Origin of the sequence: Sphaerisporangium sp. NPDC051017 (genome assembly GCF_040683095.1) — a bacterium.
GTDB lineage: Bacteria > Actinomycetota > Actinomycetes > Streptosporangiales > Streptosporangiaceae > Sphaerisporangium.
Genome location: NZ_JBFBCI010000017.1, coordinates 125314 through 131313, shown reverse-complemented (window position 1 = coordinate 131313; position 6000 = coordinate 125314). Strand labels below are relative to the sequence as shown.

The 6000-nt window shown below is 67.1% G+C and carries 6 protein-coding genes; 5 read left to right on the top strand and 1 reads right to left on the bottom strand.

Annotation, left to right across the window (positions count from 1 at the left end):
* Positions 1–221 precede the first annotated feature (221 nt).
* Both AB0M95_RS16820 and AB0M95_RS16815 read left to right on the top strand, forming a co-directional pair.
* The gene (locus AB0M95_RS16820; RefSeq protein WP_363764861.1) at positions 222–593 is read left to right on the top strand and encodes a hypothetical protein; all 372 of its coding nucleotides are present in this window, start codon (positions 222–224) and stop codon (positions 591–593) included.
* A gap of 17 nt (positions 594–610) precedes the next feature.
* Positions 611–1291, top strand: coding sequence for a M15 family metallopeptidase (locus AB0M95_RS16815; RefSeq protein WP_363764858.1), 681 nt, complete (start codon positions 611–613; stop codon positions 1289–1291).
* Positions 1292–1638: 347 nt separating this feature from the next.
* Here the strand turns inward: AB0M95_RS16815 and ychF are convergent, their stop codons facing one another.
* Positions 1639–2715: a redox-regulated ATPase YchF gene (ychF, locus tag AB0M95_RS16810; RefSeq protein ID WP_363764855.1), complete on the bottom strand. Its 1077-nt coding sequence runs from the start codon at positions 2713–2715 to the stop codon at positions 1639–1641.
* Between the two features lie 72 nt (positions 2716–2787).
* On the opposite strand from ychF, the gene AB0M95_RS16805 reads away from it, so the two are divergent.
* The 3 genes from AB0M95_RS16805 (at position 2788) to AB0M95_RS16795 (ending at position 5599) form a co-directional block, all read left to right on the top strand.
* Positions 2788–4218 (top strand): DNA recombination protein RmuC, encoded by a 1431-nt coding sequence (locus tag AB0M95_RS16805; protein WP_363764852.1) that lies wholly within the window; start codon positions 2788–2790, stop codon positions 4216–4218.
* Between the two features lie 52 nt (positions 4219–4270).
* Positions 4271–4858, top strand: coding sequence for a DUF6542 domain-containing protein (locus AB0M95_RS16800; protein ID WP_363764849.1), 588 nt, complete (start codon positions 4271–4273; stop codon positions 4856–4858).
* An 81-nt stretch (positions 4859–4939) separates the two neighbouring features.
* Positions 4940–5599, top strand: a complete 660-nt coding sequence (locus tag AB0M95_RS16795) for a hypothetical protein (RefSeq protein WP_363764847.1) — start codon at positions 4940–4942, stop codon at positions 5597–5599.
* Positions 5600–6000: the final 401 nt, after the last annotated feature.

Genomic DNA, 6000 nt, shown 5'->3' with positions numbered 1-6000 from the left:
TACGCGTCCGCGGCGTATACTTGGGTACAGAACGCCAGCCGAAGTGTTCGTCGAGATGCTCTCCGAACTTGCTTCCACCGCTTGAGACCGCCCACTCGTAGGGTTCTCGCACGATTCAATGGCACTGGGCCCGCTGCCGAACAGTACGGCCATCAACTCCTTGGTTTGTACAGAGTATTCGAGAAATATCATGCACCTCTCAGGAACAGCTAGGGAATCTTATGAGTGGCACGGCCGTGCGGCAACCGTATATCGCCTGGCTCCCGCCGGCCGTCGTCAATCTGATCTTTGGGTGTATCGGAGTATTCCCGCTAGGCTTTTTGTGGATTTTTCTTTCTGAGTACCCGCTGGCCGCTTTGGGCGTCACCGAGCGGAATCCGACCAACAATGATGGGTTTTACCCTTGGCTGATCCTACTGGTTGCCGGGGTTGGTTCATTTATTGCAGTATGGGCAGGGATAAATTTCTTGCTCTGGAGAGCATTGAAACTGCATAGACGGTGCTACTGGGTGGCAAGCGCGATCTTGTTGCTCGCCCCATTTACTGTACTCGCGATCTTTCCCGACATCGGCAATGCCTTGGGCTTGTTCTAATTCGGCTACTCTCTGAGATGGGAAGTGCTAGCATGATCTCGTCACGCCGAGCGTTCCTGCGATCTGCAGCCAGCATCGCTGTCGTTTCAGGCGCAGGCGCGCTCTTGGCGCAGCCTGTTTTTGCGAGCGCAGGTAAAGATAGCGCTCCCCCGCCGCACCATGATCTAGTCGACACTGTGCCCGGTAAGAAGTCTCCGAACGGGTGGTCTATCAACACGGCTGCTAATTCTGGAGGCAGCGTGTGGACACGTCCTGTACCTGGAACGGCATTCAATGTCGACGTCGCGATAGGCGAGGTCGAGATAGTCTTGGTCCATGTTATTCGGAGATTTCACTACGAGATCGACACCCTGCGCCCAGGTGATGTAGTCGGATTCAGGGCTGCCAGCTTAAGGAGAGGGTACGAACTAAACCACGCGTCTGGTACCGCAATCGACATTCGTCCTGGCCATTACCCGCCTGGTGTCAGAAATGGATTTTATCCACACGAGGTAGCCGTTATCCATGATATTCTTGCCGAATGCGAGGGGGTCGTGAGCTGGGGAGGCAATTTCTCTTATCCCGACGAGGCGCACTTCGCGATTGGCGTGCCACCCACCGATGAACGAATGAGGAGAGTCACCAGCAAGATCCGTGGTTGGAACAGCGCACCTGGGGCAGGCGCCGGAGTGATTCAAGATCTTAAGGTGAGCAGCTGAGTAGTGGTCCGAGCGGACGGGCCAAGGGTACGTCTCCGGACTCTACTCGTACATGTTGTGGCCCGCCCTATGGGAGTGTACTTAACCTCCCTAGTGGGCCTTCGCTCGAAGTATGGGCCGTTTAATGCCAGATCATTCGGTTCCAGGGAGGGGAGAGTTGCCTGTGGCTACGAGGGACGAGTCGGCCCAGTTCAAAGCCGATGCAGGCCGCTTGTGTCTGTCAGATCCGTTAGGTGGTCGTCTCGGTTACTCGTAACCGTCAGGATACTTTCTGGGTTTGATATGACCGACTTGGACGATTGAGCGCTAAAGGTTTACTCCGACCGCAGAACATACCGCTCTGGGTGCTAGACGTTGAAGCGGAATTCCACCACGTCGCCGTCGCGCATCACGTAGTCCTTGCCTTCGATTCTCGCCTTGCCGGCCGCGCGGGCCGCCGTCATGGAGCCTGCGGCGATCAGGTCGTCGAAGGAGATGACCTCGGCCTTGATGAAGCCACGCTGGAAGTCGGTGTGGATGACGCCCGCGGCCTCGGGGGCGGTGGCGCCCTTGCGGATCGTCCAAGCGCGGGTCTCCTTGGGACCGGCCGTCAGGTAGGTCTGCAGGCCCAGGGTGTCGAAACCGACGCGCGCGAGCTGGGTCAGACCCGACTCCTGCTGGCCTACGGACTGCAGGAGCTCCAGCGCCTCGTCGTCCGGCAGCTCGACCAGCTCGGACTCGATCTTGGCGTCCAGGAAGACGGCCTCGGCCGGGGCGACCAGCTGCGACAGGCGGGTGCGCAGGTCCTCGTCGATCAGCTCGTCGGCGTCGAGGTTGAAGACGTACAGGAACGGCTTGGCCGTCAGCAGGTGGAGCTCGCGCAGCTCGGCGAGGTCGAGGCCGGAGGCGTAGAGCGTGGTACCGGAGTCGAGGACCTTGGACGCGGCCTCGGCGGCCTCCAGCGTCCCCTTGCGGTCTTTGTTGGTCTTCGCCTCTTTGGTGAGCCGGGGCAGCGCCTTCTCGATCGTCTGGAGGTCGGCGAGGATCAGCTCGGTGTTGATCGTCTCAATGTCGCGCAGGGGCGAGATCTCTCCGTCGACGTGCGTGACGTCGGGGTCGCTGAAGACGCGGATGACCTGACAGATCGCGTCCGTCTCGCGGATGTTGGCGAGGAACTGGTTGCCCCGCCCCTGCCCCTCCGAGGCGCCCCTGACCAGGCCCGCGATGTCGACGAACTCGACCTTCGCCGGCAGGATGCGCACCGAACCGTAGATCTCGGCCAGCTTCGCCAGCCGCGGGTCGGGCACGCCGACGATGCCCACGTTGGGCTCGATCGTGGCGAACGGGTAGTTCGCCGCGAGCGCGTTGCCGCTCTTGGTCAGCGCGTTGAAAAGCGTGGACTTGCCGACGTTGGGCAGGCCGACGATGCCGATGCTCAGGCTCACGTTCGCCGAGTTTACGGTGCCGCGGCCCCTTCGCGGACACGGGCGGAGGCGCGGACTGGAATCATGCGGGAGATGGACGTGATGGCACTCGCCTTCCAACTGGCCGTCGGACTGGCTGCCGGGCTGGTCATCGGCTTCTACGTGGGCCGGGCGCACGCGGGCGCGCGGGCGTCCCAGGCCGAGACGAAGGTCGCGCTGGCCGAGGCCCGGGCCGTCGCCGCCGAGGAGAAGATCGCCTACGTCGAGGAGCAGATGACCCAGCGCTTCCAGACGCTGTCGAACCGGGCGCTGGACGTCAACAACCTGCGCTTCCTGGAGCTGGCCGAGAGCCGCCTCGCCGCCTCCCGGGCGGACGCGGCCGGTGACCTGGATCAACGCAGGCAGGCCGTCGAGAACCTCGTGGCGCCGCTGCGCGAGACCCTGGCCAAGGTGCAGGAGCAGCTGCGCGAGAGCGAGACGGGCCACCGCGTCGCCCGTGCCGAGCTGGGCAAGCAGATGGAGTTCGTCCGGCAGAGTTCCGAGCAGCTCAAGGCGCAGACGTCGGCGCTGGTGCGGGCGCTGCGACGGCCGGAGGCGCGGGGCCGGTGGGGGGAACTGCAACTCCGCAGGGTCGCCGAGATCGCCGGGATGGCCCGGTTCTGCGACTTCGACGAGCAGGCGAGCGCCACGACCGCCGACGGCGTCGTACGGCCCGACATGGTCGTCCGGCTCGCGGGCGGCAAGAACATCGTCGTGGACTCCAAGGTGTCGCTCGCCGCCTACCTCGAGGCCGCCGAGGCGGGCGAGACCGAGATGCAGGACGCCCGCCTGGACGCCCACGCCCGCCACCTGCGCGACCACGTGGACCGGCTGGCCTCCAAGGCGTACTGGCAGGCGTTCAGTCCGGCTCCCGAGTTCGTGGTCCTTTTCGTCCCCGGCGAGGCGTTTCTGTCGCCTGCGCTGGAGCGGGATCCGGGGCTGCTGGAGCACGCGATGGCGCGGCGCGTCCACATCGCGACCCCGACCACGTTGATCACCATGCTCCGCACGGCGCAGTACGCCTGGCAGCAGCAGGCGCTGAGCGAGAACGCGCGGGCGGTGTTCGACCTGGGCAAGGAGTTGTACGAGCGGCTGGGCGTCCTCGGGCGGAACGTGGACGCGGTGGGCAAGGCGCTGAGCCGGGCCGTGGTGGCGTACAACAAGAGCGTCGGGTCGCTGGAGGGGCGCGTGCTGGTGAGCGCCCGCAAGCTGAGCGATCTCGGCGTCGTGGACGGCCCGCTGCCCGCGCCCGAGCTGGTGGAGGACATGCCGAGGCAGCCCGCGATGCCGGAACTGGTGGCGGAGGAGGAGCCTCACGAGCACGACGAGGCCGCGGTCGGCGAACCGGTGAACGCCGAGCACGCCCAGGAGGACGCCGGGGACGTCCTTGGGGAGGCAGAGAGCCCGCCACCAGCGGGTGAAGAGACGGCAAGCGCGTACCCGGGCCCTCGTGTGAACGGTAAGTTGGCGCGAGACTCGTCGTAGGGCCGACCCGCCGGCCGTGATGCCGCCGACCAGGCCGGGAGGGGCGACAGTGGTGACACAGGAGCGAGCGCGACCGGGCGTCAGGCTGACCGCCCGGGGCGCGATCGCGCTCGTATTCGTGAGCACGCTGGTCGCCGAGGCGGCCGGGTCCTCGATGATCGTCGGGCTGGTCTTCTGCGTGGCCTGCCTGGCGGCGGTGCTGCTCGTGCAGCCGCGTGAGCTGCTGTCTCTCGTCGTCACCCCTCCGCTGATGTTCTTCGTCGCCACTCTGATCAGCGCCGTGATCGGCACGTTCGGCGCGCCCTCGCTGATCCAGGCCCTCGGGGTCGGCCTCTTCACCGATCTTTCGGCGGGGGCTCCCTGGCTGTTCGCGGGCTCGGTGCTGGTACTCGGGGTGGCCTGGTTCCGCGGCCTGCCGGACAACGTCGTCGAGCTGCGCGCCGAGCTGCGGGCGAACCGGGCCGCTCAGTCCTCCACCGGCCCGGCCGGTAAGCAGGCCTCCGGAGACCCCGCCGATAAGGGGACGAGGGCCCGAGGACGGCAGGCCGCCGAACCTGGGGACGTGCCGGTCTACGCGCCCGAGCCGGAGGGCTATTTCGAGCCGCGCGTGTACGGCTCGCCGAGGGAATCCAAGGACTGACGGGGTCTGTCGAAGGTCCGGCAAGGCTGGCGAGGGTCCGACGCGGGGGTGTCCGCCGGGTCCTCGCGTGAGCGTGAGCGCGTGCCTGGCTCTGAGCGCGTGCCTGAGCCCGGGACGATCGCCGCCGCCCGCATGTCCGCGGAGCTGGGCTCGGGGCTGCGCGCCGGGCGTGCGTGGGCCAGGACGGGCCTGGCGCGGGCCGAGGCGGGCCGCACAGGCGCCGAGGCGGGCCGGGCTCGGGGCGAGGCGTGCCCGGCGTGGGTGGTGGCCCTGGACGGGCCGTCCGGGGCGGGGAAGACGACGCTGGGCCGGGCGCTGGCCGCCGAGCTGGACGCCGGACTTGTCCACATGGATGCGCTGTATCCCGGTTGGGACGGCCTGCTGGGCGGCGTGGAACGGCTCGTGGAGTGGGTGCTGCGTCCCCTCGCGGCCGGGAAGGCCGCGCGCTGGCGGCGCTACGACTGGGCGCTGGAGGCGTACGCCGAGTGGCGCGAGCTGCCGCCGTCGGAGGTCGTGATCGTCGAGGGCGTGGGCACCGGGGCGCTCGCCGCGCGGCCGTACGTGTCGTCGCTGATCTGGGTGGAGGCGCCGCCCGCGATCAGGAAGTCCCGTGCGCTCGGCCGTCCCGAGGACGGCGCGGCGTACGCTCCGCACTGGGATCGGTGGGCGCGGCAGGAGGAGGCGTACTTCACCGCCGACCGCGTACGCGACCGCGCGGACGTGATCATCGACACGACGTGACGCGGATCAGCCACGATTCCGGAAAAAGTCGGAAATGTCGCCCGGCTTGTCGTCCCCCGAACCCAGCGGGAGTACCAGGTCCGGGGACGTCGGAAGTCAACACCTCCAGGGACAGCGGAGGTAAGCCCCGTTCGGAGGGACGGCGGAGATCAACCCGCCCCGGGATGGCGGCGGTCAACCCCGTTCGAGGGACGGCGGCAGTCAGCCCGTCCAGGGACGGCGGAGATCAGCGCGTTCCAGGGACGGCGGCAGGCAGTGGCTTCGGGGGCTGTGCCTATGGCCGCGCCTCCGGCACGGCGGTTCGAGGCGCCCCGGAGGCGGTGTTCTTCCGTCGTCACTCGGAAGGGGCTCGTTCCTCACCCCTTCCTCCCTCCTCCTCCAGAACACCGCCGCGCCTCGAA